The following is a 25009-nucleotide window of genomic DNA, read 5'->3' as shown; positions in this document are numbered from 1 at the left end:
GACTTCTTCATGGCTTTGTCATGCGCAAAGACATGAAGTGCTCAATATACGCGCCGCAATACCCCGGACGTCAATTCGTCCGGGGTATTTTTTGCGTTTCTGCCGGTCGGAGCGCCGCGGTCAGAGCACGTCGGCCAGTTCCTGGAGCAGCCGCCGCTTCGGCCGGGCGCCGACCATGGACTTCACCGGTTCGCCGTCCCGGAACACCATCAGGGTCGGCATCGAGAGCACCCCGTACCGGACCGTGACCTCCGGGTTCCTGTCCACGTCCAGCTGGACGATCCTGAGGCGGCCCGCCTCCTCCTCGGCGACGGCGCTCAGTACCGGTGCCAGTTGCCGGCACGGGCCGCACCACTCGGCGGTGAACTCCACCAGCACCGGGAGCCCGCCCCGCAGTACCTCCGTGTCGAAGTCGGCGTCCGTCACGACGTCGACACCCTCCGCATGGATCATCATCCCTCGTCCTCCCAATGGCTACCGTCGGAAAGTTCACAGCGCGGCTCCGGGCCGCCCGGCAACTCCGCCTCGGCGCGCGCCAGTTCGGCCCCCACCTGGGTGCGGACGTCCTGGAGCCTGCCGATCAGCGCGTCCAGCTCGGAGAGCTTGCGCCGGTACACGTCGAGCGAGGCGGGGCACACGTCCCCGGCCGGGTGCCCGGCGCGCAGGCACTCCACGAACGGCCGCGTCTCCTCCAGGTCGAACCCGAAGTCCTGAAGGGTCCGGATCTGCTGGAGCAGACGCAGGTCGTCCTCGTCGTACGTGCGGTAGCCGTTCACCGCCCGGCGGGCGGGCAGCAACTCCCGTGACTCGTAATATCGCAGAGCCCGGGTGGTCATGCCCGCACGCTCCGCCAGCTCGCCGATTCGCATGTCCCCGACGGTAATCCTTGACGTCGGCGTCAAGGCAAGGAGGAGATGTCCCGCACCGCACCCCGCCGGCGCCGGGCCGCCGGCCGGTCGGTCGGCCGGGGCGTGCCGGACCGGGTCACACGGAGGTGCTCACCGGCTCCTCGGCCGGTACCGCCTCGGCCTGGCCCTCGGCCCGGTCCGTACGACGGCCGCGTCCCGGTACCAGGAGCGCCACCAGCACCGTGCCCACGCCGAGGACCACCGCGCCGACCAGACTGGTGTGCGCGACCGCGTCCGAGAAGGCGCCGTCGACCGCCTTCACCAGGGCCTGCGCCTGCTCGGGTCCCGCCTGGGCGCCGACCTTCTGCGCCACGGCGAGCCCGGCGCCCACCGAGTCCTGCGCGGTGCTCAGCGCGGCGGCCGGGAGCTTGCCGCCGACCGCGTCCGCGAGGTGCGAGGAGTACGCGCCGGACAGCACCGAGCCGAGTATCGCGATGCCCAGCGAGCCGCCGAGCTCGATCGAGGTGTCGTTGACCGCGCCGCCGACGCCCAGTTCGGACTCGGGGAACGCGCCCATGATGGCGTCGGTGCACGGCGACAGGGCGAGCCCGATGGCCAGGCCGAGCAGGACCAGCGGCAGGACGAAGGCCCCGTACTCCGATGCCGCGTCGATCCGGGTGAGCAGGGCCAGCGACGCGGTGCCGCCCACCATGCCCGCGGTGACCGTGACGCGCATGCCGAGCCGGGGGGTGAGGAATCCGGTCAGCGCCGAGCCGACGAAGACCGCGCCGGCCAGCGGCAGCATCCGTACGCCGGTCTCGAAGGCGTCGTACCCGAGGACGAACTGAAGGTGCTGGGTGAGGAAGTAGAAGGCCCCGAAGACCGCGAGGAAGAACAGCGCGACGGCGAGGTTGGACCCGGCGAATCCCCGGTCGAGGTAGCGCCGCACGTCCAGCACCGGGCGGGGGTGCCGCAGCTCCCACAGGACGAACGCGACGAACCCGACGCCCGCCACGACCGCGGCGGTGACGGCCTTGGCGCCCCAGCCGAAGTGCGGTCCCTCAATGATCATGTAGACGAGGGCGCCGACCGAGATCACCGAGAGCAGCCCGCCCACGTAGTCGATCCGGTCCTTGTGTCCGGCCTTCGACGGCGGCACGAGGACGAAGGCGCCGATGATCGCGAGCACCGCGATCGGCACGTTGATCAGGAACGTCGAGGCCCAGCCGTGGTGTTGCAGGAGTGCGCCCGCGACGAGCGGTCCGGCCGCGATGGCGAGCCCGGCGGTGGCCGTCCACAGGACGATCGCCTTGGCCCGCTCGGCGCGCGGGAAGCTCGCGGCGAGCAGCGAGAGCGTGGCAGGCATGATCATCGCCGCGCCGATGCCCATGACGGCGCGGGCCGCGATGACGCCGGTCGCACTGGCGACGAGGGATCCGGCGACGGCTCCCCCGCCGAAGACGACGAGCCCCAGGACGAGCGCCCCGCGCCGGCTGTACTTGTCGCCGATCGCACCGAGCAGCAGCATCAGGGCTGCGTACGGAACGGTGTAGCCGTCGATGACCCACTGCAGGTCGGAGCTGCTGAGCCCCAGGTCCTTGGTCATGTCGGGGGCGGCGACCGTCAGAGCGGTGTTCGCCATCACGATGATCAGCAGGCTCAGGCACAGCACCAGCAGCGCCCACCAGCGGCGCCGGTACGGCCCGTCCATCTCCGCGACCGGCTGCCTCACGATCAGATTCACAACGCTCCATCCTCTCCGCGACTTGCACATGATTGTGCAATTACACACTGCTGTGCAATTTAGCGCGCATCCCGGCGCGGTGCAAAATGGGACCCGTGACCTCCGGACGAGCAGACGCCAACCGCCGCCGCATCCTGGATGTGGCGCTCACCGAGCTGCTGCACGACCCGGACGCCTCGATGGACCAGATCGCCCGCGCGGCGGGCGTGGTGCGGCGCACGGTCTACGGGCACTTCCCCAGCCGGGAGGCGCTGATCGCCGCGCTCGTCGACAACGCGACGGCCGCCGTCGTCGAGGCGCACACCACCGGCCGCGCCGGAATCAGCGACCCGGCCGAGGCGCTGGCCCGCGCGATACTCGCGGTCTGGGAGATCGCCGACCGCTACCGGCTGCTGGTCGCGATGGCCCAGCGCAGCGTCACGATGGCGGGCATCACCCAGCGGCTGACCCCGGTCCGCGAGGACTGCGCAGCGCTGCTCCAACGCGGCCTGGACGAAGGCATGTTCACCTCACCGCTGCCCGCGGCGGCTCTCGCGTACGTCCACGAGCAGGCGCTGTTCGGCCTGATGGAAGCGGTCAACGACGGCGCCCTCCCGGCGGCGGGCGCGGGGATCGCGGCGGCGTCGACGGCCCTGCTCTCGGCGGGCTTCCCCGCCGACCGCGCCGCCGCACTGCTCGCGGCGATCACGGACACCGTCGGGGCGCGCGGCTGAACACCCGCGCCCGGGGGCGGGAAGCGTTCGGGCTCAGCGCCGCGCCATGTAGAGCCCGAAGGCCTTGTGCAGCACCTTGTTGAGGGGGTAGTCCCACTCCCCGACGTACTCGGCGGCCTGACCGCCGGTGCCGACCTTGAACCGCAGCAGGCCGAGCAGATGGTTCCCCTCGTCGAGGGTGTCGGTGATGCCGCGGAAGTCGTAGACCGTGGAACCGAGTTCGTGCGCGTCGCGGATCATCTGCCACTGGATGGCGTTGTTGGGCTGCACCTCGCGCTTGCGGCTGGTGGAAGCACCGTAGGAGTACCAGGTGTGCCGGCCGACCGTGAGCATGGTGGCCGCGGCCAGCACCTCACCGTCGTGCTCGGCGAGGTAGAGACGCATCCGGTCGGGGTGCTCGGCGGACAGCGCCTGCCACATCCGCTGGAAGTACGCGAGCGGGCGCGGGAGGAACTGGTCGCGGGCGGCGGTCTCCGTGTACAGCTCGTAGAAGGCGGCCAGTTCGTCGTAGCCGCCCCGCATCACCTTCACCCCCGCCTTCTCCGCCTTCTTGACGTTGCGGCGCCACAACTGGTTGAAGCCGCGCTGGATCTCGTCCAGCGAACGGCCGCCGAGCTGCAACTGGAAGACATGGCGCGGCTGCCCGGCGGCGAAGCCCTCCTCGCCGCCCGCCCCGGCCTGCTGCCAGCCCATGCCCCGTAGCCGTACGGCGAGTTCGAGCGCTTCCGGGTTCTGATCGGTGGGCTCGACCTCGCTCAGCCGGTGGGCCCCCGGATCGGCGATGGCGTCCTTGACCACGGACGCGTCCCAGCGGCGGGCGACCACGGGCGGCCCCATCTTCACCGAGAAGGCACCCCGCGTCCGCAGATGAGCGAGCAGCGGGCGGAGCCACTCGTCGAGATCGGCGTCGTGCCAGTCGATGACCGGCCCCTCCGGCAGGTACGCCAGGTACCGCTTGATCCTCGGCAGCGGCCGGTAGAGCACCAGCGCCGCACCCACGATCCGGCCGCTTCCGTCCGTCCACCCCACGCTCTCGGCGCGCCAGTCGGGCTTCACGTCACCCCAGGACGGCACCTGCATATGGCTCGCCGAGGGCAGACCGCTGATGAACGCGAGGTGCTCGTCTCGGCCGATCGTCCTCAGTCGGAGGGTCATGCGGATGCTCCTGATCGATGGAGGTGATCCCCGCGCGGTGCCCCGCGCCCGGTCGTGGGGCAGCGTACGCGCGGACCCGCGCCGATCGGCCGAGGCGGGCGACGCGTCAGGCCGTCGGCACCCGTCCGGGCCCGGTGGGGCGGGCGCGGACGGGTGCCGGGGCCGTGCTTCAGGGCCGTACCTCCGGACCGTGCGTCAGGAACGGACGGCCGGCTCCTTGTCGCTCCCGCCCGGGAGCGGTGCCTCCTCGGCGGCGCTGCCGCCCGGTGCGGCACCGGCGTCCGCCGCGGCACCGGTGTCCGGTCCGGCGTCCTCGGCCGCGCCGTCGTCGATGAGGGTCGCCTCGTCGAACGGGATCCGGCCGGACAGCACCTCCGCCGCCCGTTCCTTGTCGATCTCCTTCGTCCAGGTGCCGACCAGGACCGTGGCCACCGCGTTCCCCGCGAAGTTCGTCATCGCGCGGGCCTCGCTCATGAAGCGGTCGATGCCCACGATCAGCCCGACCCCGTCGACCAGTTCGGGGCGGTGCGACTGGAGTCCGCCGGCCAGCGTGGCCAGCCCCGCACCCGTCACCCCCGCGGCACCCTTGGACGCGACGATCATGAAGAGCAGCAGCGAGATCTGCTCGCCGCCGCTGAGCGGCTTGTCCATCGCGTTGGCGACGAACAGCGAAGCCATCGTCAGATAGATCGCCGTGCCGTCGAGGTTGAAGGAGTAGCCGGTCGGGACCGTGATCCCGGCCACCGGCCTGCTCACCCCCAGGTGTTCCATCTTGGCGATCAGCCGTGCCAGCGCCGACTCCGAGGACGACGTGGAGAGGATCAGCAGGAACTCCCGGCCCAGGTACTTGAGCAGCAGGAAGATGTTCATGCCCGCGATCAGCCGCAGCAGCGTGCCGAGGACCAGGAAGACGAAGAGCGCGCAGGTCAGATAGAAACCGATCATGATCACGGCCAGCGACTTGAGCGCTGCCACGCCCGTCTCGCCGACCACGGCCGCCATCGCGCCGAACGCGCCCACCGGGGCCGCCCACATGATCATGGCGAGGATCCGGAACACCAGCCGCTGGATGTGCTCGATCCCGCGCAGCACCGGCCGGCCCGCCGGGCCGATCGCCTGCAGCGCGAAGCCGGTGAGCAGCGCGATCAACAGCGTCTGCAGCACCTCGCCCTGGGTGAAGGCGGAGATCATCGTGGTCGGGATGATCCCGATCAGGAAGTCCGCCGTCGACTCGCCGGCGCCCTGGGCCTGTGCGGCGCCCGCGTGCCGTACCGACTCGGTGAGGTGCAGCCCCGAACCCGGCTCCAGCAGATTGCCGACGAGCAGACCGATGGCGAGCGCCACCGTCGACATCACCAGGAAGTACCCGAGTGCCAGACCGCCGACGGCGCCGACCTTCGCGGCCTTGCGGACCGAGCCGACGCCCAGCACGATCGTGCAGAAGATGATCGGCGAAATCATCATCTTGATGAGATTGACGAACCCCGTGCCCAGCGGCTTGAGCTCGACGGCCACCCCTGGTGCGGCGAAGCCGACCACGATGCCGAGTACCACCGCGGCAATGACCGCGGCATACAGATAGTGCGTACGGTCCCGCTTCATTGCGGACACGCTGCCTCCTCGTCCACTTCCGATCCACGTCCCTGACCATCCCGGTGAATCTCCGCGACTCTCCACGAGCCTGTGATCCGGGTCACGGTTACGTGCATTTCGTTCACGGATTCAGCGGCGTGCAGACTGTCCGCCATGCACATACGCACCCCCCGGCCCCGCAGCCTCGCCGGCCAGCTCTTCGCGATGCAGGTCGTGCTGGTCTCGGTGATCGTCGCCGGGTGCGTGGTCTTCAGTTACGTCTCCGACCAGCGCCAGGCCCAGGCCGCGGCGCGGCGGCAGGCGACCGCGGCGGCGCGGGCGGTGGCGCTCTCCCCGTCGGTGCGGCGGGCCACCGTCGGCGACGATCCGACGGCGGTCCTCCAGCCGTACGCCGAGCAGGTGCGGCGCGCGACCGGGGTGGCCTTCGTGACGATCATGGACACCGACGGCATCCGCTGGACGCACCCCGACCCGGACCGGATCGGTGAGCACTACCTGGGTCACATCGCGGAGGCGCTGCACGGCCGGACGTACACCGAGACCTACACCGGCACGCTCGGCGCCTCGGTCCGGGTCGTCACCCCGGTCCGTGCGTACGGGGGCGGGGACGGAGGCGCGGCCGGGAACGGGGCCGACCGGCGGATCACCGGGCTGGTCAGCGCGGGCATCACCGTGGAGCGGATCGACGCCCAACTGCGGGACCAGGTGAGCGTGCTGCTCTGGTTCGCGGGGGCGGCGCTCGCGCTCGGCGGCATCGGGACGTACGTCATCAACGCGCGGCTGCGCCGCCACACCCACGGGATGAACCCCGCGGAGCTGAGCCGGATGTACGACTACCACCAGGCCACGCTGCACGCCGTACGGGAAGGGCTGCTGATGCTCGACAGCGGGCGGCGTATCGCGCTCATCAACGACGGCGGCCGGGAACTGCTGGGTCTCGACGCCCACGCGGTCGGCCGCAACGCCGCCGAGCTGGGGCTGCCCGCCCCGCTCACCGGCGCGCTGCTCGCCGACGGGCCGCGGGTCGACGAGGTACATCTGACCGCCGACCGGGTCGTGGTCCTGAACAGCAGGCCGGTGTCCTCCGGGGAGCACCGAGGAACCGTCGTCACCTTGCGCGATCACACGGAACTCCAGGCACTGTCAGGCGAGTTGGACTCCGAGCGCGGGTTCACCCAGGCGCTGCGCGCACAGGCTCACGAGGCGGCGAACCGGCTCCACACGGTCGTCTCGCTGATCGAGCTGGGGCGCGTCGAGGAGGCCGTCGAGTTCGCCACCGGCGAGCTGGAACTGGCCCAGACCCTCACCGACCGGGTGGTGGGCGCCGTGGACGAGCCGGTGCTCGCCGCGCTGCTGCTCGGCAAGGCCGCGCAGGCCAACGAGCGCGGCGTCGAACTGGTGCTGGCCGACGACAGCGTCATCGACGAGGGGCTGCTGCCCGCCCGCGACCTCGTCACGATCCTCGGCAACCTCGTCGACAACGCGGTCGACGCCGCGCAGGGCAGCGAAGGCGCCCGGGTCACGGTCACGGTGCGCGCGGCCGGCGGTGAGCTGCTGATCCGGGTCCGCGACACCGGTCCGGGCCTCGGCACGGCGGAGGCCGAGGACATCTTCCGGCTCGGCTGGTCGACGAAGAGCGCGGGGCGCGGGCTCGGGCTCGCACTGGTCAGGCAGACGGTGCTGCGCGGTGGGGGTACGGTCACGGTCGCGGGCCCACCACGGGAGAGCGCCGCACCGGGGAGCGCCGCACCGGGCGGCGCCCCGTCACGCGGCGCGGAGTTCGTGGTCCGGCTGCCCGTCCGACAGGAGCTGACCACATGATCAAGGTGCTGGTCGTCGAGGACGACCGGGTGGCCGCGGACGCCCATGAGCTGTACGTGGGCCGCGTCCCCGGCTTCGAGGTGACGGGGAAGGCCCACTCCCGGGCGGAGGCCGTGCGCGTCCTGGACCGCACGCCGGTGGATCTGCTCCTGCTCGATCTGCACCTCCCCGACGGCCACGGCCTCCAACTGGTCCGCTCGCTGCGCACCGCGCGGCACACCGCCGATGTCATCGCCGTCACCTCGGCGCGCGATCTGGCGGTGGTACGGGAAGGTGTCTCGCTCGGCGTCGTGCAGTACGTACTGAAGCCGTTCACCTTCGCCACCCTCCGCGACCGCCTCGTGCGGTACGCCGACTTCCGCGGCGCGGCGGCCGGTGAGGCGAGCGGCCAGGAGGAGGTCGACCGGGCCCTGGCCACCCTGCGCAGCCCCGAACCCGCCGCGCTCCCGAAGGGGTTGAGCGCCCCGACGCTGGAGGCGGTGACCCGTACCCTGCGGGCGGCGGCCGACGGGATCACCGCCACCGCCGCGGGCGAGGCGGTCGGCATCTCGCGGATCACCGCGCGCCGCTATCTGGAGCATCTGGTGGGCACGGGCCGGGCGTTGCGCCGGCCGCAGTACGGGCAGATCGGGCGCCCGGAGCTGCAGTACCGCTGGCTGAGCCGCCCGTAACGGCGCGTACCGGCCCCGATCCGCTCATGCCGACCGGGGCCGCAACAACGTTGTCATGCACGGGGATTGACCTTGGATTTGGGTCCGTCTTACGTTCGCCGGGCAGCCGCTGACCGCGGTCGCACCTGAGGAGGTCGTGCCCGTGCGCCCCACCGCCCCGCTCATCCTCGCCGCCGCAGCCACCGTCCTGGCGGCAGGCACGCTCACTGCTTGCGGCAGTGGTTCCGGCAGCAGTCCCGACACCGTGCGGATCGCGTACGAGCGGTCCACCAGCAACAAGGTCCGCATCATGGACAACTATCTGGAGTCGGTGAAGAAGGAGTTCGAGAAGGCCAACCCGGGCAAGAAGGTCGAGCTCCTGCCCATCCAGGCCGACGAGAACGCCTACTACACCAAGATCCAGCAGATGATGCGCTCCCCCAGGACCGCGCCCGATCTGGTCTACGAGGACACCTTCCTGATCAACTCGGACATCAAGAGCGGATATCTCGCGCCGATCGACACGTACCTGAAGAACTGGCCGAGTTGGCAGCACTTCGTCCCGACGGCCAAGGCCGCCGCGAAGGCGCAGGACGGGAAGACGTACGGCGTTCCCGACGGCACCGACACCCGCGGGATCTGGTTCAACAAGGACATCTTCCGCAAGGCCGGTCTGCCCACGGACTGGCAGCCGAAGAACTGGGCCGACATCCTCGACGCCGCGCGCACCATCAAGCAGAAGGTCCCCGGCACCGTTCCGCTCAACATCTACACCGGCAAGGGACCGGGCGAGGCCGCGGTCATGCAGGGCTTCGAGATGCTGCTGTACGGGACGGGCGCCGATCCGTTGTACGACGCGAAGCAGGGCAAGTGGGTCGCGGGCAGCAAGGGGTTCACGGACTCGCTGGCCTTCGTGAACACCGTCTTCGCGGAGAAGCTCGGGCTCGACAAGTCCGACGCGCTCGACCCGAACGCCATGACCAACGTACAGACCGACTGGGTGCCCAAGTCCAAGCTGGCCATCGACATCGACGGTTCCTTCGCCGGTCAGCAGTGGCTGCCGTCGGGCGGCAGCCCCTGGCCCGCGTGGTCGACGACGATGGGCCAGGCCGCGATGCCCACCCAGTACGGCCAGGCGCCCGGCAAGGTCTCCATGTCCGGCGGCTGGACCTGGTCCATCCCCGCCAAGTCCAAGAACGCGGACCTGGCCTGGAAGATGATCGAGCAGCTGCAGACCAGGAAGAACGCCGTGAAGTACACCATCGAGGGCGCGCAGATCGCGTGCCGCGACGATGTCGCCCAGGACCCGGCGTACCTGAAGTCCAGTCCGGGCGTGAAGTTCTTCACGAGCCTCGTCGAGTACACCCACTACCGGCCGGCGCTGCCCGCCTATCCGCAGGTCTCGTCCGCGATCGGCGAGGCGATGGAGTCCGTCACGACCGGTGACGCCGGTCCGCAGGCAGCGGCGAAGACCTACGACGAGCAGTTGAAGACGGCTGTCGGCGACGCGATCGTCCACCGGCCATGAGTACGCCGGCCACGGGTCCGCAGGCCACGGGTCCGCAGGCCACGGGTCCGCAGGCCACGGGTCCGCAGGCCACGAGTCCGCAGGCCACGAGTCCGCAGGCCACGAGTCCGCAGGCAGTGGTCCCGCAGGGGTCGGCCGGCACGCTGCACCGGGGTGGCCCGCTGGGCTGGCTGCCGATCACCCCGGCCGTCGCACTGCTGCTCGTCTTCCTCGCGGGCCCCATCGGTTACTGCGTCTACATCGCTTTCACGAACATGCAGCTGACCGGCTCGTCGTCGACCGACTTCGTCGGTCTGGCGAACTTCCGGCGGGCCTTCGCCGACCCGGAGTTCCGCAACGCCGTCTGGCTGACGCTCGTCTTCACGGTCATCTCCTCGATCATCGGCCAGAACAGTCTCGGGCTGGCGCTGGCCACCCTGATGCGCCGCGCCTCCAGGCCCGTGCGCACCGTGACCGGCATCTTCGTGATCGCCGCCTGGGTGCTTCCGGAGATCGTCGCCGCGTTCCTGCTCTACGCCTTCTTCCGCCGCGAGGGCACCCTGAACGCCATCCTGGACCAGCTGCACCTGCCGTCCCAGAACTGGCTCTACAGCCTGCCCATCCTCGCCGTCTCCTTCGCCAACGTCTGGCGCGGCACCGCGTTCTCGATGCTCATCTACTCGGCGGCGCTCAACGAGATCCCGCAGGACATCACCGAGTCCGCCGAGCTGGACGGCGCGGGCGGGCTGCGCCGCTTCTGGCACATCACCCTGCCGATGATCCGCCGTTCCGTCGCCACCAACCTGATGCTCAACACCCTGCAGACGCTGTCGGTGTTCGGGCTGATCTGGGCGATGACCCGCGGCGGCCCCGGCAACCGCAGCGAGACGCTGCCGGTCTTCATGTACGACCAGGCGTTCCTCAAGAGCTTCATCGGCTACGGCACCGCCGTCGCCCTGCTCCTGCTGCTGATCAGCTCGCTCTTCTCGGTCGTCTATCTGCGCCTGCTCAAGACGGAGGTGTGAGGTGTCCATGCGCCGCCGTACCACCGAACGCCTCGCCGTGGACGCCGCCCTGCTGGTGGTCGCCGCGGCCTTCGCCGTGCCGCTGCTGTGGCTCGTCCTCTCCTCGGTCGACCCGCACGCCGGGCTGCGCGTCCGCCTCCCCGACAACCCCGGCCTGTCGAACTACTCGGACATCCTCACCGAGGACATCACCTTCCGGCCGATGCTCAACAGCCTGATCCTGTGCGGCGGCGCGACCGCGCTGACCGTCGCCTCGGCCGCGCTCGCCGCGTATCCGCTCTCCCGGTACCGCTCCCGGTTCAACCGGCCGTTCCTGCTGACGGTCCTGTTCACCACGTGTCTGCCGATCACCGCGATCATGGTCCCGGTCTACGCCCTGTTCGTGCAGACGGACCTGATCGACACCGTGTACGGCACCGCGCTCTTCCTCGCCACCTCCCAACTCCCCTTCGCCATCTGGCTGATGAAGAACTTCATGGACGGCGTCCCGATGGTCCTGGAGGAGGCGGCCCGGACGGACGGCGCGAGCGGGATGCAGACACTGCGGCGGATCGTGCTGCCGCTGATGGGGCCCGGCGTCATGGTCGTGACGATCTTCAGCTTCATCATGATGTGGGGGAACTTCTTCGTCCCCTTCATGCTGCTGCTCACCCCGGAGCAGCTGCCCGCCTCGGTCTCCGTCTACAACTTCTTCGGCAACCGCGGCGGCCAGGTGGCGTTCGGGGAGCTGGCCGCCTTCTCGATCGTCTACTCGACCCCGGTGGTCCTGCTGTATGTCCTCATCTCGCGCCGTCTCGGCAGTGGTTTCGCCCTGGGGGGTGCGGTCAAGGGCTGACGCGTAGGTTCCGACGAACCGTGGGACTGTGCGAACACACCGTAGGCGTGAGGGCACACCCGCCCCTATGGTGTGCCCGTGCACCAGACCCCGCCCTTCGACGCCCCCGCCGCACGCCGTCTGCGCGAGGCGCTGGGCATGGCGCCCGGCCATGTCGCCCACGGGCTGCGTGCCCAGTACGGCCTCCTCGTCACCCCGGATGTGGTGGCTGCCTGGGAGCGCGGCCTCCAGCACCCCACCTCGCGTGAACTGACCGCGCTGGCAGGCGTGTTGTGGTGTTCCGTCGGGGATCTGCTGGTCTCGGCGACCACACTGCGTGAGCACCGGCTGGCGCGCGGTACGGCGGCGGAGGACCTGGCGCGGCTGATCGGCATGGACACCTCCGCCTATCTCAAGATGGAGGAGTCGGGCCGGTGGCGCGGCAACGAACGCCAGACGGCCGCGCTCGCGGAGACGCTTGCCCTGACCCCGGCGGCCTTTCTGACCGCGACCGGCCGGGACGAGGAACTGGCCGGGCTGCTGCGGAGCGCGGTGACGACGCGCTGGCAGGCGTACGTACGCCCCACGGCCAAGCTCGTACCGCTGTCCCGGGCGCAGCTGGAGCCGGTGCTCGAACAGCTGCATTCCGACTACCAGGCGCAGATGGTGCGGACGCTCAACTGGGGGGCGGCCGGGTCGGGCGGGGACGAGGGGCGGGACTTCCTCGACTCCATCGTCGGGCGGTTCTGGACGCTGACGCCGGGCTGACCGGCGGTTCGCCCGGAACGACCCGGCGCGGGGCCCGGCTTCGGCCCCGCGCGCGGCGTTCTTCCCGGCGGTGTTCTTCCCGGCGCGGCGTTCTTCCCTGTGCGGGTTCTTCCCGGCGCGGCGGGATCAGTGCGCGGCGGGATCAGTGCGCAATCAATCGACGACAGCGGGATCAGAAGACGGACTCGGCCTCGTACATCCGGCTCGCGTCCACCGTCTTCAGATGCGTCACCGCGTCCGCCAGCGGGACCATCGCGATGTCCGTTCCGCGCAGCGCGGTCATGTTGCCGAAGTCGCCGCGGTGCACGGCCTCCACCGCGTGCCAGCCGAAGCGGGTCGCCAGGACGCGGTCGTACGCGGTGGGGGTGCCGCCGCGCTGGACGTGGCCGAGGATGACCGGCCGGGCCTCCTTGCCGAGGCGGCTCTCCAGTTCGATCGCGAGCCGGGTGCCGATACCGGCGAAGCGCTCGTGGCCGAACTTGTCGATGACGCCCTTCTCGTACGGCATCGAGCCCTCGGCCGGGTGCGCGCCCTCGGCGACACAGATGACCGCGAAGCGCTTCCGGCGGGAGAAGCGCTCCTCGACCATCTTCACCAGGTCGTCCACCTCGAAGCGCCGCTCGGGCAGACAGATGCCGTGTGCGCCGCCCGCCATGCCCGACTCCAGGGCGATCCAGCCCGCGTGCCGGCCCATGACCTCGACGACCATCACCCGCTGGTGCGACTCGGCGGTGGTCTTCAGCCGGTCGATCGCCTCGGTCGCGACACCGACGGCCGTGTCGAATCCGAAGGTGCGGTCGGTGCCGGAGATGTCGTTGTCGATGGTCTTCGGGACCCCGACGACCGGCATTCCGGCGTCGGAGAGCATCCGGGCGGCGGTGAGGGTGCCTTCGCCGCCGATGGGGATCAGGGCGTCGATGCCGTAGCGCCGGGTCAGCTCCGCGCAGTTCTCGGCGGCCTCGCGCAGCCGGTCGCGCTCCAGCCGGGCGGAGCCGAGGATCGTACCGCCGCGGGCGAGAATGCCGCTGACCGCGTTGAGGTCGAGGGGCCGGAAGTGACCGTCGAGCAGGCCCTTGAAGCCGTCCTCGAAGCCGATCACTTCGTCGTTGTGCCCGGCCACGGCGCGGTGCACGACCGACCGGATGACGGCGTTGAGGCCGGGACAGTCGCCGCCTGCGGTGAGGACTCCGATGCGCATCGCGCTGTTTCTCCTGCTCCTAGTGGTACCTGCGAGCCGTTCCGATTCTTCCACGGCCCCTCGCCGCGTCGCGCTGTCAGGCTCCTCGCGGTCACGGCCCCGTAGCTGCCGCGGTCCAGCCGCGGACAGGCGACGTAGCCAGGCCCGAGGGTACTGTCAAGAGGGCGCACCCGGCCCCCCGGGCGACCCGACGACGTGACCCCGGCCCTGATCCGCCGGGCACGCCCGGGGCGCCGACATCCGAGAAAGAGGACGGAGAGCACGCGTGACGCGCAGCGTGTACGTGACCGGGATCGATCGCGGCGACGGCCGCCAGGTCATCGAGCTGGGGGTCATGGAGCTCCTCACCCGGCAGGTCGACCGGGTGGGTGTTTTCCGGCCACTGGTGCACGAAGGCCCCGACCGCATGTTCGAGCTGCTGCGGGCCCGCTACCGGCTGAGCCAGGACCCGGCGTCCGTGTACGGCATGGACTACCACGAGGCGACCGCCCTCCAGGCCGAGCACGGCACCGACGAACTCGTCTCGCGCCTGGTCGGCCGCTTCCACGAGGTGGCGCGGGCGTACGAGGTGGTGCTCGTCCTCGGTACGGACTTCTCCGGGACCCAGCTCCCCGACGAGCTGGCGCTGAACGCGCGGCTCGCGAACGAGTTCGGCGCCTCGGTGATCCCGGTCGTCGGCGGGAAGGGCCAGCCGGCCGAGTCCGTACGGTCGGAGACGCGCAACGCCTACCGGGCGTACGAGGTGCTCGGCTGCGACGTCATCACCATGGCCGTCAACCGGGTCGCCCCGGGTGACCGGGCGGCGCTCGCGGAGCAGCTGGACGCGCAGCTCCCGGTGCCGTGCCCGGTGCTGCCCGACGAACCGGCGCTGGCCGCGCCGACCGTCGCCCAGATCACCCACGCACTCGGCGGGACCGTGCTGCTCGGCGACGAGGCCGGGATGGCCAGGGACGCGCTGGACTTCGTGTTCGGCGGGGCGATGCTGCCGAACTTCCTGAACGCGCTGACCCCCGGCTGCCTGGTGGTGACCCCCGGCGACCGGGCGGACCTGGTGGTCGGCTCGCTCGCCGCGCACAGTGCGGGCACGCCGCCGATAGCCGGTGTCCTGCTCACCCTGGACGAACGTCCGGGAGCCCCGGTCCTCCGGCTCGCCGACCGGCTGGCGCCGGGCACCCCGGTGATCGCGGTGTCCGGCGGCTCGTTCCCGACCGCGGGCGAACTCTTCGCGCTGGAGGGCCGGATGACCGCGGCGACCCCGCGCAAGGCGGAGACCGCGCTGGGCCTCTTCGAGCGCCATGTGGACACCGCGGAGCTGCTGAACCGGCTCTCGGTGTCGCGCAGCGGGCGGGTCACCCCGATGATGTTCGAGCACGAACTGCTGGAGCGGGCGCGCGCGGACCGCCGCCGGGTGGTGCTGCCCGAGGGCACGGAGGAGCGGGTGCTGCGCGCCGCCGACATCCTGCTGCGCCGCGGTGTCTGCGACCTGACGCTGCTCGGCGACCCGGACACGGTCCGCAGGAAGGCCGCCGACCTGGGCATCGATCTGACCCGGGCGGATGTCGTCGACCCGGTGACGTCCGAGCTGCGGGACCGGTTCGCCGAGGTGTACGCGAAGGCGCGCGCCCACAAGGGCGTCACCGTCGAGCTGGCGCACGACGTGGTCGCCGACGCCTCGTACTTCGGCACGCTGATGGTCCAGGAAGGACTGGCCGACGGCATGGTGTCGGGTGCGGTGCACTCGACGGCGGCCACCATCCGGCCCGCCTTCGAGATCATCAAGACGAGGGAGGACGCCTCGATCGTCTCGTCGGTGTTCTTCATGTGCCTGGCCGACAAGGTGCTCGTGTACGGCGACTGCGCGGTCAACCCCGACCCGGACGCCGAGCAGCTCGCGGACATCGCCGTCCAGGCGGCGGCCACCGCGGCCCAGTTCGGGGTGGAGCCGCGGATCGCGATGCTCTCGTACTCGACGGGCACCTCGGGGTCGGGCGCGGACGTCGACAAGGTACGCCGGGCCACCGAGCTGGTGCGGGCGGCGCGGCCGGATCTGCTGATCGAGGGGCCCATCCAGTACGACGCGGCGGTGGAACCGACGGTCGCCGCCACCAAACTGCCGGGCTCGGCGGTCGCGGGGCAGGCCAGCGTGCTGATCTTCCCGGACCTCAACACCGGCAACAACACCTACAAGGCCGTGCAGCGTTCGGCCGGCGCGGTGGCCGTCGGGCCGGTGCTCCAGGGGCTGCGCAAACCGGTCAACGACCTCTCGCGCGGCGCGCTCGTCGAGGACATCGTCAACACCGTCGCGATCACCGCGATCCAGGCCCAGACCCAGACCCAGGTCCAGGAGGGCCCCGCATGACACCGACCGCCACCCGTGTCCTCGTCCTCAACTCCGGCTCCTCGTCGCTGAAGTACCAGCTGCTCGACATGGCGGACGGCGCCCGGCTGGCCGTGGGCCTGGTCGAGCGGATCGGCGAGCAGACGTCCCGGTTCCGGCACACCCGGCTAGGACAGGACCTGGTGGACGGCGCCGACACCCGTGAGCGGACCGGGCCCGTCCCCGACCACGCGGCGGCGCTGAAAGCCGTCGCGGAGGAGCTGGACGCCGACGGTCTCGGCCTGGACTCGCCCGAACTCGCGGCGATCGGCCACCGGGTGGTGCACGGCGGACTGAAGTTCACCGCGCCGACGGTGGTGGACGACGCGGTGCTCAAGGAGATCGAACGGCTGGTGCCGGTCGCCCCGCTGCACAACCCGGCGAACATCATCGGGATCCGTACGGCCCGGCAACTGCGCCCCGATCTCCCCCAGGTCGCCGTCTTCGACACCGCGTTCCACACGACGATGCCGGAGTACGCGGCCCGCTACGCCATCGACACGGCGACCGCGGACGCCCACCGCATCCGCCGCTACGGCTTCCACGGCACCTCGCACGCCTATGTCTCGCGCAGGACGGCGCAGTTGCTGGGCCGCACGCCGGAGGAGGTCAACGTGATCGTGCTGCACCTCGGCAACGGGGCCTCGGCCTCGGCGGTGGCCGGCGGCATCTGCGTGGACACCTCCATGGGGCTGACGCCGCTGGAGGGGCTGGTGATGGGGACCCGGTCCGGTGACCTCGATCCGGCGGTGATCTTCCATCTGTCGCGGGTCGCCGGAATGTCCGTCGACGAGATCGACGTACTGCTCAACCAGAAGAGCGGTCTGGTCGGGCTCTGCGGCGACAACGACATGCGCGAGATCGTGCGGCGCGTCGGCGAGGGCGACGGACGGGCCCGGCTCGCCTTCGAGATATACGTGCAGCGGCTGAAGAAATACCTGGGCGCGTACACGGCGGTCCTGGGCCGGGTGGACGCCGTCGCCTTCACCGCAGGGGTCGGCGAGAACTCGGCGCCGGTGCGCGAGGCCGCCGTCGCGGGCCTGGAAGGGCTGGGACTCGTGGTCGATCCCGAGCTCAACGCCGTACGTTCCGACGAACCCCGGCTGATCTCCCCGGGCACCTCGCGGGTGGCTGTCGCCGTGGTCCCCACGGACGAAGAACGTGAAATTGCACAACAGGTCTACGCCTTGGTGAACGGCTGACACCTGAGCGCCACACCGCCCATTTGTACTTTCCACCAGACGGAATATTCCGTAGCGAAACAAACCGATAGGATCCGCCTCATGCGCCGTTCCAAAATCGTCTGCACACTGGGCCCAGCCGTCGACTCCTATGAGCAGCTGAAAACGCTCATCGAGGCCGGCATGAATGTGGCCCGTCTGAATATGAGCCACGGGTCCCACGCGGAGCACGAGGAGCGGTACCACCGCGTCCGCAAGGCTTCGGAGGCCACCGGCCGCGCCGTGGGCGTGCTCGCCGACCTCCAGGGCCCCAAGATCCGCCTGGAGACCTTCGCCGAGGGCCCCGTCGAGCTGGTGCGTGGTGACGAGTTCACCATCACCGCCGACGACGTCCCCGGCGACAAGACCATCTGCGGCACGACCTACAAGGGTCTGCCGGGCGATGTCACCAAGGGCGACCCGATCCTGATCAACGACGGGAACGTCGAGCTGAAGGTGACCTCCGTGGAGGGCTCCGAGGTCAGGACCATCGTCATCGAGGGCGGTGTCATCTCCGACCACAAGGGCATCAACCTGCCCGGCGCGGCGGTGAACGTCCCGGCCCTGTCCGAGAAGGACATCGACGACCTGCGCTTCGCGCTGCGGATGGGCTGCGACCTGGTCGCGCTCTCCTTCGTGCGCGACGCCGGTGACGTCAACGACGTCCACAAGATCATGGACGAGGAGGGCCGCCGGGTCCCCGTCATCGCCAAGGTCGAGAAGCCGCAGGCCGTCGCCAACATGGAGGGCGTCGTCGCCGCCTTCGACGGCGTCATGGTGGCCCGTGGCGACCTGGCCGTCGAGTACCCGCTCGAAAAGGTCCCGATGGTGCAGAAGCGGCTCATCGAGCTCTGCCGCCGCAACGCCAAGCCGGTGATCGTCGCGACCCAGATGATGGAGTCGATGATCACCAACTCGCGCCCGACGCGCGCCGAGGCGTCCGACGTCGCCAACGCCATCCTGGACGGCGCCGACGCGGTCATGCTCTCCGCCGAGTCGAGTGTGGGCGCGTACCCGATCGAGACCGTCAAGACGATGTCGAAGATCGTGGTCGCGGCCGAGGAGGAGCTGCTCTCCAAGGGCCTCCAGCCGCTGGTGCCCGGCAAGAAGCCGCGCACCCAGGGCGGCTCGGTGGCCCGCGCGGCCTGTGAGATCGCGGACTTCCTGGACGCGAAGGCGCTGGTCGCCTTCACCCAGTCCGGAGACACCGCCCGCCGTCTCTCCCGCTACCGCACCTGCCAGCCGATCCTCGCCTTCACGACGGACGAGTCGACCCGCAGCCAGCTCGCGCTGAGCTGGGGCGTCGAGGCGCACGTGGTGCCGCACGTGGACAACACCGACGCGATGGTCGACCTGGTCGACGCCGAGGTGCTGAAGCTGAAGCGCTACAACGAGGGCGACCGGATGGTCATGACCGCCGGCTCGCCCCCCGGTGTCCCCGGCACCACGAACATGGTCCGGGTGCACCACCTGGGCGGCGAGGACAACCAGGGCTGACCGGACACCGGTCCGCTGACACGGCTGTGGCCCGTACCCCCCTTACGGCGGGTACGGGCCACAGCCGTGTCCGGGCTCACTCCGGGCCGGACGCACCGGCTCGCCGGTAGTACAGGAGGACGACACCGTTCCCGAAGGTCCGGGACTCCACGAGGTCGAGGCCGGCGGTGGCCCCCGCGTCCGGGAAGAGGCGCGTGCCGCCGCCGACGAGTACCGGGTGGACGTAGATGTGGAACTCGTCGATCAGCCCGTGCGCCATGAAGGACGCGGCGAGACGCGCACCGCCGAGGGACAGGTCGCCGCCGGGCCGGGCCTTGAGCGCCCGTACCTCCTCGGGCACCACCTCCCGGACCACCGTGGTGTTCCAGTCGGCCCGCTCCAGGGTTCTGGAGTACACGGTCTTGGGCATCCCGCGCCAGAGAGCGGCGAACTCCTTCACCGGCTCGGGACTCGCCGGGTCGGCGTCCGCGGTCGGCCAGAATCCGGCCATCAGCTCATGGGTCACCCGGCCGTGCAGGAATCCGTCCATCGTCGCGAGGTACGCGTTGATGTGGCGGTGCACCTCGTCGTCGACCCGGTGCCAGCTGATGTCACGGTCCGGCCCCTCGCTGTACCCGTCCAGGGACATCGACATCGTCAGGACGATCTTCCTCATCGCGGTCCTCGCCGAAAGCGTCGGGGCCGGGCTGCTCCGGCCCGTCATGGCGGGGAGGATACGCGGCCGGCCCCTGCTCCGTACGGATCCGCGGCCCCCGACGCGGCGCGGGCCCGGCGTCCCCGCCCCGGGTGGCACGGCCCGCGCAGAGGCCCAGGACGAGCGCCAGCCCCACGGCGATCAGATGCTCGCGGCCCGCGAGGTTCGGCTTGAGCAGCGACTGGACCACGATCAGTCCGCTGGTCGGCACGGCCAGGACCGGAGCGCGCCGGACCACCGCCAGGTACGCGAAGAGCCCGGCCACCGCGGCGGACGGCCCGGTGTCGAGCACATGCGCGGTCTCGGGCGGCAGCCCCAGCGGACCGTGGCCCAGCGCGATCATCGCCCGAGCGCCCAGCGTGCCCGCCAGGGACGTGACGCAGGCGATCACCAGGGTGCGGGTGCGGCCCAGGACCAGTTCGGCGAGCGCGAACGCGAGGAACAGCTTGGGCAGCCCCGCCCACACCGGCAGACCGGGATCGGCGAGTACCAGCGATCCGGGGGTACGCAGCAGCACCAGCGGGAGGGGCAGATCGGCCCGGACGTCGGCCACCAGCCGCACCAGCACCGCGCCGTCGGGCGTCCGTATCAGCTGGTGGACGACGACGACCGCGACCGTGGCGAGCAGCGCCAGGGAGATCCCGGACACCCCGCGGCGCCGCAGCTCCCGGAACGGCCCGACGGCCACCGCCTGCCACTCGGCCCGCAGCATCCGCCCCGGGTACGGGGTGAACCGCCCTGCCGCGGGGGCCTGTTGTACGCGGGGACCGGTGCGGCCGGCCTCGCCGGTGTCACGGCAGCCGTCGACAGCGCCCACTGCTCACTCCCCCACGCTCCACGCCCACCACCGGATCGTGTCCGGATGTACGGCCCCCGGCGATTCTGCCGCACGGCGGTTCGGAGGTCTCGGCCAGGCGGCGGAACCGTGGCCGGCCGGTGCGGTTCACACGGGCGGTGCGGTTCACGCGGGTGGTGCGCCCTGTCGACAGCTGTGGCCCGCACCCCGGTCGGGGGTGCGGGCCACAGCTGTTTCCGCGGCTCCCGGACGTATCTCCGGCGGCGGGTCAGGCGCCGGTGAAGTAGTTCTGGAGTCCGGGCACATGGAGCGTGCCGCCGAACTGGCCTGCCTGCTTCACGGTGACCTTCGTGAAGAACGCGAAGGGCACATTGATCGGCGGCGGGCTGTCGGGGCTGAACGTGATCGGGATGAGGCCGAAGAGGTTGCCCTTCAGCGACTCCGTGTACATCGTGACCTGGCCGTCACGGATGGTCGACGTCGAGCCCGTTGCCGCCTTGACGTGGCCGGTGGCCCCGTTGGGGGCGACGGTCGTCTGGTGCAGGTCCTTGATGTCCAGCGACGAAGCGGTGAACTTCAGCACCTTCTTGATCTTCCCGCTGCCGGTCCTGACCTCGACGATGCCCTTGTAGTCGAGCCCGTTGAGCGTGAGCATCGAACTGTTCAGCGTCCACGGGTCGTCGGGGAGGGCGGGGATGCCCTGCTCCAGATCGGCCGCGGCGAGCGCCTTGGGATCGGCGGTCGGGCACGGGTAGGACGGCTTGGCGCCGTCTGGGATGGCCGTGTCCTTCTTCGGGTCCAGGCCCTTGGCGTCCGCGGGCAGGTCCTTGACCGGCTTTCCGGCCTCGGCCGCCGCCTCGCGGATCTTCTCGGCGGTCTTGTCGGCCTCGGTCTTCGCGGTTGCCGTGGCCTCGTCGGCCTTCTTGGAGTCGGCGGTCTTCTTCTCGGCCGCCTTCTTGTCAGCGGCCTTCTTGTCAGCGGCCTTCTTCTCCGCCGCGGTCTGCCCGGAGGTCTTGGACGACACGGAGGACGACGGGTCCGGGGACGGGCTCGCCGTGTCCTTGTCCGGGTTGAACAGCTTCTTGAGCGCGTCCCCCACACCCAGCGGGTCCAGCGGGTTCGTCGACTTCGTCGCGGTCGGCGACGGGCTCGACGAGGCAGCCGCCCGGTCCGAGGCGGCGGACGGTGAATCCGACGTCTTCTTCTCGGACTTCACGGAGTCGGTCGCGTCCGCCGCCGGGGTGGCCGACGGGGACGGCTGGGCCGACACGTCCGCGCTCTTGCCGTCCTTCTTGGCCTTGTCACCGGCCGTGTCGCCCGACGCACTGGCCGAGGGGCTCGGGGAGTCGGACGGCTTCGGGGAGTCCGACGGCTTCGCCGACTCGCTCGGCTCGTCGGAGCGGGAGACGCACGGACCGGCGGCGAACGGGATGTCGCCGTGGTCGTCGGCCATCGCCAGCTTGGGGGTGAGGCCCATCCCGACGAACACCGCGGTCGGCATCGCAGCCAGGGCTATCGCCTTGCTCGCGGGAATGTGCAGCTTCGTCAGCAACGATCTCCTGGGGGCCGCGTGACGGCCGCCTCTGCGCTCTCCGAGGTCGTTGCGTTCGGTGGTACCCGGCTGCGCTTCGTCACCCCGCACGGTGCCTCCCACCGTTGGCATCCACTGTCGTGTTCTTGTCAGGTTCAACCGTCTGCTGCTCCGGGACGACGGCCTCCCGGTCGAAAGCGAACTCCCCTGCGGGAGCCGCGACTCCGGGTGCCACTCCGTACGGCGTCCCGTCCGCGGAGCCGCCCTGGGCGGGCAGCGCCGGGTCGCCCTGCGGCCCCGCGGGAGCCCAGGAGAGCGAGAGGGCCCCACCGATCATCGACAGCAGGAAGCCGATGACGAAGCCGCCGATGTTCGCCACCGGGAGGGAGATCAGCGCCAGCAGGATCGCCGCTATCCCCGCGAACACCCTGACGATCCCGTGGAACCACATCGTCAGGCCGAGGGTGACCAGCAGCACCCCGATGATCAGTGATCCGGCTCCCGCGGTGGTGGACATCGCCAGCGTCATATTGCCGAGGTGCATATTGGCGTACGGGAAGTAGGCGATCGGCAGGCCACCCACCATCGTGAACAGGCCCGCCCAGAAGGGTCGGTTGCCCCGCCACGCACGGAAGCGAAGCCGCCAGTAGGTGAAGTCGCGGGAACCCGAGGACTCGGCGCTCATGGAAAACAGCTCCCTGGTACCGGTGTTGCTCTGAGAAGTGGTGAGGTTCGGGCAGCCGGGGACCATGCGTCCCCGGCCACCCCGGGTGTGCTTAGTAGCACTCCGCCTTGCCGGACGTCAGGCCCAGCTTCAGGTTGCTGAGCTTGAACGTGCCGGCGGTGGTCGCCCACGCCTCCTGCTTCACGTTGGTCAGCGTCGCGCTCTTGGCGCGCTGCGCGAAGCCGTCCGGATCGACCTTCTTTTCCGTGCCGGGCTGGATGCCCGCTTCCTGCGCGGCCACACCGATGTCGAGGTGGTCGAAGGTCGCGTCGGCCTGGAGGCTCGCGATGTCGAGGTAGAGGTTGGTCGCCTCGACCGGCTTCTTGGGGTTCGTTCCGGCGGTCAGCCGGAGCGTGACGGTGCCGAGGCCGAACGGCAGGTTCGGCGTGACCACCGACTGGCACATGTTGGTGATCGTCGCACTGCTGAAGCCCGACACGGCCACCGCGTGAGCGTCGCCGCCCTTGCCGTCCGGGTTCCTGCCCGTCGCGACACTGCCGTACTGGACGAAGTCATGACCGACCAGACTGTCGGCGTGGACCTTGAACGACTGGCCGGACACGCTGAACGAAGCGGCGAGCGCACCCTGCGCGAGGCCTACGCCCACCGCAGCGGTGGCGACCACGCTCGGGACCATGACGATCGCGAACCGCTTCCATCTGGTTCCGCCACGTACCTGGGAACTCACTTAGTTTCCTCCTTCTCGGACGTACATCTCCGGACCGGGTTCGAAGCCCGTCCTGGGATGGGAGAAGTGCTACGTCCTCGGGAAGGAGAGCGCCCGTTTCACAAACGCGAACCGCGTCCGAAGCACCGGCGATCACCCCCGAGCGACAACCACTGGCCACGCGTTCGCGCAACCGCTGGACAGGCCCCGCCGGGTGGCGGGAACCCCCCTGTCCGCAGCCGGCGCCACTGTCGCCGACCGGCTCGGTGGGGACCCAAGTGGCCACGACGCGACCGGATGCCGCGCTGGTGCGCTATTGGACCGAGCGTGGCCGATCGTGGTGCATTCGCGGCTGTGACACAAGGGGTTCATTACCGGCTAGTAACGGCGGGATAACCGAACCGCGACCGGCCGATATCGCGCAGGCACACAGGGTGGAGCCGACCCAGCCGCTACATGGGGCGGTAGACGCCCATAATCGGGCAGAAGGATGCACTGCATTTACTCCGAGTAACAGGCGGCCGCAATTGCCAAGTTTTGGCAAAGTGCGGCCGTCCGTTATCTCCGTGTCGCCAAATCGTCAGCCGGAACTCGCCCGCACCGCGCGCTTAGTGACTGTTCAGAGCAGCGTGGCTGTTCAGAACCGTGTGACCGTTCAAAACCGGGTGACCGTTCAGAACAGCACCCGCGCCAGCGCGGTACGCGCGGCCGTCACCCGCGGGTCGTCGGACCCGATCACCTCGAAGAGCTGGAGCAGATGGACACGCGCGGCCTCCCGGTCGTCACCCACCGTGCACCGCACGGCCGCGACCAACCGCCCGAAGGCGTCCTCGACATGACCGCCCACCAGATCCAGGTCGGCCGCGGCGATCTGCGCCGGCACATCGGCGGGCTTCTCCGCCGCCTCCGCGCGGACCTGCTGCGGGTCGAGCTTCTGCACCCGCGCGAGCAGTTCGGCCTGGGCGAGGCCGAGTGCGGCCTCCTCGTTGCCCGGGTCGTCCGAGAGGACGTTCTTGTACGCCTGGACGGCGCCGCCGAAGTCGTTCGCATCCAGCGCCTGTACGGCCGCTTCGAGCAGCGCGTCGTAGGGACCGGCCGGCACCTCCGCCGGTTCGGCGTCGGCCCCGGCGGGCGCGGCGTCGGGGTCGACGACGATCCCGGTGAGCCCGAAGCGCTCCTCGCCGACCTTGATCAACTGGTCGAGGGTCTCCCGGATCTGGGCCTCGGGGGCCGCGCCCTGGAAGAGCGGCAGCGCCTGACCGGCGACCACCGCGAAGACGGCCGGAATCCCCTGGATCCCGAACTGCTGCATCAGCATCTGGTTGGCGTCGACGTCGACCTTGGCGAGCAGGAAGCGGCCGTTGTACGCGACAGCCAGACGTTCGAGCAACGGGCCGAGCTGCTTGCACGGCTCGCACCACTCGGCCCAGAAGTCGATGACGACCGGGACCTCGGAGGAGCGCTGGATGACGTCGCGCTCGAAACCGGCTTCGTCGACGTCGATCACCAGCGAGGCGGGCGACACACCGGCGCTGCCGCCCTGCCTGGCGGTCTCGGCGCGCGCCTGTTCCGCTTTCTGCCGGGCCTCGCCGGCGGCCTTCACTGCGGCGAGGTCGACGACGCCGCTCATGGACATGTTCCTAGGCTGCATGCGTACATCCTCCCCC

Annotated in this window: 22 protein-coding genes; 10 read left to right on the top strand and 12 right to left on the bottom strand. The window is 70.4% G+C overall.

The genetic code is table 11. From position 1 onward, the window contains the following. Positions 1 to 120 precede the first annotated feature (120 nt). From trxA to OG709_RS25640, 3 genes are all read right to left on the bottom strand, one after another. Complete coding sequence (gene trxA / locus OG709_RS25650; protein ID WP_250298012.1) at positions 121 to 453, bottom strand: thioredoxin; 333 nt, start codon at positions 451 to 453, stop codon at positions 121 to 123. Continuing rightward, the gene (locus tag OG709_RS25645; protein WP_266640693.1) at positions 453 to 869 is read right to left on the bottom strand and encodes a MerR family transcriptional regulator; all 417 of its coding nucleotides are present in this window, start codon (positions 867 to 869) and stop codon (positions 453 to 455) included. The genes trxA and OG709_RS25645 overlap by 1 nt, the downstream gene beginning before the upstream one ends. Before the next feature lie 115 nt (positions 870 to 984). Further along, the gene (locus OG709_RS25640; RefSeq protein WP_266644875.1) at positions 985 to 2559 is read right to left on the bottom strand and encodes an MFS transporter; all 1575 of its coding nucleotides are present in this window, start codon (positions 2557 to 2559) and stop codon (positions 985 to 987) included. Between the two features lie 119 nt (positions 2560 to 2678). On the opposite strand from OG709_RS25640, the gene OG709_RS25635 reads away from it, so the two are divergent. After that, the gene (locus tag OG709_RS25635) at positions 2679 to 3305 is read left to right on the top strand and encodes a TetR/AcrR family transcriptional regulator (protein WP_250297744.1); all 627 of its coding nucleotides are present in this window, start codon (positions 2679 to 2681) and stop codon (positions 3303 to 3305) included. 33 nt (positions 3306 to 3338) lie between these two features. Here OG709_RS25635 and OG709_RS25630 read toward each other — a convergent pair whose 3' ends face one another. Both OG709_RS25630 and OG709_RS25625 read right to left on the bottom strand, forming a co-directional pair. After that, positions 3339 to 4460 carry a lipid II:glycine glycyltransferase FemX gene (locus tag OG709_RS25630; RefSeq protein WP_250297745.1) on the bottom strand — a complete coding sequence of 374 codons (1122 nt, stop codon included), beginning with the start codon at positions 4458 to 4460 and terminating at the stop codon, positions 3339 to 3341. A 195-nt stretch (positions 4461 to 4655) separates the two neighbouring features. Then, positions 4656 to 6062: a cation:dicarboxylate symporter family transporter gene (locus OG709_RS25625; protein WP_266644877.1), complete on the bottom strand. Its 1407-nt coding sequence runs from the start codon at positions 6060 to 6062 to the stop codon at positions 4656 to 4658. A gap of 144 nt (positions 6063 to 6206) precedes the next feature. Here OG709_RS25625 and OG709_RS25620 point away from each other — a divergent pair, with 144 nt between their 5' ends. The 6 genes from OG709_RS25620 (at position 6207) to OG709_RS25595 (ending at position 12638) form a co-directional block, all read left to right on the top strand. Beyond that, positions 6207 to 7874 carry a sensor histidine kinase gene (locus OG709_RS25620; RefSeq protein ID WP_250297746.1) on the top strand — a complete coding sequence of 556 codons (1668 nt, stop codon included), beginning with the start codon at positions 6207 to 6209 and terminating at the stop codon, positions 7872 to 7874. Further along, complete coding sequence (locus OG709_RS25615) at positions 7871 to 8545, top strand: response regulator (RefSeq protein WP_250297747.1); 675 nt, start codon at positions 7871 to 7873, stop codon at positions 8543 to 8545. Before OG709_RS25620 ends, OG709_RS25615 begins: the two co-directional genes overlap by 4 nt. Positions 8546 to 8687: 142 nt before the next feature. After that, positions 8688 to 10052 (top strand): extracellular solute-binding protein, encoded by a 1365-nt coding sequence (locus OG709_RS25610; RefSeq protein ID WP_250297748.1) that lies wholly within the window; start codon positions 8688 to 8690, stop codon positions 10050 to 10052. Next, positions 10049 to 11056, top strand: a complete 1008-nt coding sequence (locus OG709_RS25605; protein ID WP_329167738.1) for a carbohydrate ABC transporter permease — start codon at positions 10049 to 10051, stop codon at positions 11054 to 11056. The genes OG709_RS25610 and OG709_RS25605 overlap by 4 nt, the downstream gene beginning before the upstream one ends. Positions 11057 to 11063: 7 nt before the next feature. Continuing rightward, positions 11064 to 11891: a carbohydrate ABC transporter permease gene (locus tag OG709_RS25600; protein ID WP_250297750.1), complete on the top strand. Its 828-nt coding sequence runs from the start codon at positions 11064 to 11066 to the stop codon at positions 11889 to 11891. Between the two features lie 78 nt (positions 11892 to 11969). Beyond that, on the top strand, positions 11970 to 12638 hold the full coding sequence (locus tag OG709_RS25595; protein WP_250297751.1) for a helix-turn-helix domain-containing protein: 669 nt from the start codon (positions 11970 to 11972) through the stop codon (positions 12636 to 12638). Positions 12639 to 12810: 172 nt separating this feature from the next. Here OG709_RS25595 and OG709_RS25590 read toward each other — a convergent pair whose 3' ends face one another. Next, positions 12811 to 13836 (bottom strand): ATP-dependent 6-phosphofructokinase, encoded by a 1026-nt coding sequence (locus OG709_RS25590; RefSeq protein ID WP_250297752.1) that lies wholly within the window; start codon positions 13834 to 13836, stop codon positions 12811 to 12813. Positions 13837 to 14101: 265 nt separating this feature from the next. On the opposite strand from OG709_RS25590, the gene pta reads away from it, so the two are divergent. From pta to pyk, 3 genes are all read left to right on the top strand, one after another. Further along, the gene (gene pta, locus OG709_RS25585) at positions 14102 to 16195 is read left to right on the top strand and encodes a phosphate acetyltransferase (protein ID WP_326693975.1); all 2094 of its coding nucleotides are present in this window, start codon (positions 14102 to 14104) and stop codon (positions 16193 to 16195) included. Beyond that, positions 16192 to 17415, top strand: coding sequence for an acetate kinase (locus tag OG709_RS25580; protein ID WP_326693976.1), 1224 nt, complete (start codon positions 16192 to 16194; stop codon positions 17413 to 17415). Before pta ends, OG709_RS25580 begins: the two co-directional genes overlap by 4 nt. 81 nt (positions 17416 to 17496) lie before the next feature. Continuing rightward, positions 17497 to 18930 carry a pyruvate kinase gene (gene pyk / locus OG709_RS25575; RefSeq protein ID WP_250297755.1) on the top strand — a complete coding sequence of 478 codons (1434 nt, stop codon included), beginning with the start codon at positions 17497 to 17499 and terminating at the stop codon, positions 18928 to 18930. 76 nt (positions 18931 to 19006) lie between these two features. Here the strand turns inward: pyk and OG709_RS25570 are convergent, their stop codons facing one another. From OG709_RS25570 to OG709_RS25545, 6 genes are all read right to left on the bottom strand, one after another. Further along, entirely contained in the window at positions 19007 to 19585 is a 579-nt protein-coding gene (locus tag OG709_RS25570) for a dihydrofolate reductase family protein (RefSeq protein WP_266640701.1), read from the bottom strand. Then, positions 19521 to 20441: a hypothetical protein gene (locus OG709_RS25565; protein WP_250297757.1), complete on the bottom strand. Its 921-nt coding sequence runs from the start codon at positions 20439 to 20441 to the stop codon at positions 19521 to 19523. Before OG709_RS25565 ends, OG709_RS25570 begins: the two co-directional genes overlap by 65 nt. A gap of 247 nt (positions 20442 to 20688) precedes the next feature. Beyond that, positions 20689 to 22062 carry a hypothetical protein gene (locus OG709_RS25560; protein WP_329167737.1) on the bottom strand — a complete coding sequence of 458 codons (1374 nt, stop codon included), beginning with the start codon at positions 22060 to 22062 and terminating at the stop codon, positions 20689 to 20691. Continuing rightward, positions 22052 to 22636 (bottom strand): DUF6114 domain-containing protein, encoded by a 585-nt coding sequence (locus tag OG709_RS25555; RefSeq protein WP_329167736.1) that lies wholly within the window; start codon positions 22634 to 22636, stop codon positions 22052 to 22054. Before OG709_RS25555 ends, OG709_RS25560 begins: the two co-directional genes overlap by 11 nt. Positions 22637 to 22727: 91 nt before the next feature. Next, positions 22728 to 23363, bottom strand: coding sequence for a DUF6230 family protein (locus OG709_RS25550; RefSeq protein WP_250297760.1), 636 nt, complete (start codon positions 23361 to 23363; stop codon positions 22728 to 22730). Between the two features lie 652 nt (positions 23364 to 24015). Next, the gene (locus tag OG709_RS25545) at positions 24016 to 24993 is read right to left on the bottom strand and encodes a tetratricopeptide repeat protein (RefSeq protein ID WP_250297761.1); all 978 of its coding nucleotides are present in this window, start codon (positions 24991 to 24993) and stop codon (positions 24016 to 24018) included. Positions 24994 to 25009: the final 16 nt, after the last annotated feature.

The sequence above is a fragment of the Streptomyces sp. NBC_01267 genome (assembly GCF_036241575.1).
Taxonomy (GTDB): domain Bacteria; phylum Actinomycetota; class Actinomycetes; order Streptomycetales; family Streptomycetaceae; genus Streptomyces.
This window is presented reverse-complemented; position numbering and strand designations above follow the sequence as displayed.